This is a genomic window from Methyloceanibacter marginalis, assembly GCF_001723295.1.
GTDB lineage: Bacteria > Pseudomonadota > Alphaproteobacteria > Rhizobiales > Methyloligellaceae > Methyloceanibacter > Methyloceanibacter marginalis.
The window spans coordinates 1-1,996 of record NZ_LPWD01000186.1 but is presented as its reverse complement, the minus strand read 5'-3'; the positions used below and the strand labels follow the sequence as shown (position 1 = coordinate 1,996).

The following is a 1,996-nucleotide window of genomic DNA, read 5'->3' as shown; positions in this document are numbered from 1 at the left end:
CGCCACAGCAGCCGGTAGGCCTCCGCCGTGGCCCGGGCCGGATGCAACGCGGCCTGGTTCAGTTCGTAGAGGTGGTACAGTCAATTAATCGAGCCCTCCGACTCAGCAGCATTCTAATGCTGCATCGCAAGATGAAATGGTGATTCTATGCTGCAGTGCAATGACAGATGGCCGCAGGGCGCATCCGCCGCGCGCTAAAGATAACGGCGCAGTGTTTCAGCCATTTTGTCGGGGGGTGTGCCGTAAGGAATGTGCGTAACAAACTTGCCGTCGGGGTCCATAAGGTAAACGAGCGCCGAGTGGTCGATGCTGTAATTGTCGCCCATGCTCTCGTCCTGAAACTTTTGATAGCTCACCCGGTAGGCTTTCGCCGCTTTTACGATTTGCTCCGGCGAGCCGGTGAGCCCGACGAAGTTGTCACCGAAATTCGCCACATATGCAGAGACCGCTTCGGGCGTATCGCGCTCGGGATCGAGCGTGATGAAGATCGGCACGACCTCGTCCGCGTCCGCTCCCAATTCATCCAACGCCGCGCTCATGACCTGAAGCTCGGCTGGGCATATGTCGGGACAGTGCGTGAAACCGAAGAACACGAGCATATGACGCCCGCGAAAGTCCTGATCGGTGACGGTCTTGCCATCCTTGCCGACGAGCTCGAACGGACCGCCGATCAGCGCGGTGCCACTCGTCACCACGCGCTTCTGCTGCATGTCCGTGTTGAAGATCAACGCAGCCATGCCGATCAGAGAGCCGAGCAGAAACCCGCCGACAATCACCAAGAGCCAACGTCGTCGCATCGTCCTCACTCACCAAGTTGCAGCAGCGTGCCGTTCTTCCGCGCACTGCGGAGAAACCAACTGAACGTGGCATAGCCCGCGGCCAGATAAACCGCGTTCAGGCCAAGCGCCCACAAGAGATCCGTCGGGTCGAAGGTGTGCTCCAAGAGAATCGCGCGCATGCCCTCGAAGACATGCGTCGGCGGGAGCGCGAGTGCAACCGGCTGCAGCCATTCGGGCAGCACCGAGACGGGATAATAAACGCAGGTGAGCGGCAGCAGCAGGAAGGCCAGCGACCAGGCCAGTTCCTCGGCGCCCAGTCCGTAGCGCAATATGACGCCCGCGGCGATCAGACCAAGCGACCAGCTCGTGAGCACCAGCACGAAGAAGAAGGCGACCAGCGCGAGCCCGAGATCGAGCAGATTGAAGCCGAAGAAAAAGAATGCGGCGATGGCGACCGGCACCATGCTGACGGCGAGCCTGATGATGCTCCACAGGCTGAGCGCGGCGACCAGCTCGTAGGGCCGCAACGGGCTTGTCAGCAGATTGCCGAGATTGCGCGACCACATCTCCTCGATGAACGTGGTGGAGAAGCCAATCTTGGAGCGAAACAAAATGTCCCACAGCAGCACCGCGCCGATCAGCACGCCCGCGGCCTGCGCATACGGATTGTCCGTGCCGGCGAGATATTTCTGAAGAAAGCCCCAGGTCAGCATCTGGAGGAACGGCCAATAGATCAGCTCGACCAGGCGCACGCCGGAACTGCGCAGCAGATACATATATCGCCGCACGAGCGCGGCGATACGGCGCAGCGAGGCGGACACACCGTTCGGCGGCAGGAGCACCGGCTCCACGCGAGGCATGGCTTGCGGCGAAGTCACGACGCTTTCCGGTCCGGCTCGGCCGCAAGCTTTTGCGCCGTGCGGCCGCGCACAACATCGAGGAACACGTCTTCCAGCGTCTCGCGGCCGTAATTCTCGATCAGCGCGCGCGGTGTCTCGTCCTCGATGATGCGGCCCGCCTGTAGCACGATCACCCGGTCGGCGAGACGTTCCACCTCGGCCATGTTGTGCGAGGCGATCAGGAGCGTGGCGTTACGCTCGCGCGCATAGTCCTTCAGCTTGTGGCGGATCCAATCGGCGGTGTCGGGATCGAGCGAGGCCGTCGGCTCGTCGAGCAAGAGCAGCTCCGGCGCGTTGAGCAGCGCCTTGGCGAGACCG

2 protein-coding genes and 1 pseudogene are annotated in these 1,996 nt (G+C 62.0%); all 3 read right to left on the bottom strand.

Annotation, left to right across the window (positions count from 1 at the left end):
- Positions 1–194 precede the first annotated feature (194 nt).
- The gene (locus AUC71_RS07750) at positions 195–797 is read right to left on the bottom strand and encodes an SCO family protein (RefSeq protein ID WP_069623808.1); all 603 of its coding nucleotides are present in this window, start codon (positions 795–797) and stop codon (positions 195–197) included.
- 5 nt (positions 798–802) lie between these two features.
- Complete coding sequence (locus AUC71_RS07745) at positions 803–1,639, bottom strand: ABC transporter permease (RefSeq protein WP_083238186.1); 837 nt, start codon at positions 1,637–1,639, stop codon at positions 803–805.
- A gap of 14 nt (positions 1,640–1,653) precedes the next feature.
- Positions 1,654–1,996, bottom strand: a pseudogene (locus AUC71_RS07740) (hypothetical protein); the annotation flags it as partial.

What these genes read in the sequence shown, in the direction of transcription:
- AUC71_RS07750 (WP_069623808.1), bottom strand. Translation starts at nt 797, where the DNA reads ATGCGACGACGTTGGCTCTTGGTGATTGTCGGCGGGTTTCTGCTCGGC.
- AUC71_RS07745 (WP_083238186.1), bottom strand. Translation starts at nt 1,639, where the DNA reads ATGCCTCGCGTGGAGCCGGTGCTCCTGCCGCCGAACGGTGTGTCCGCC.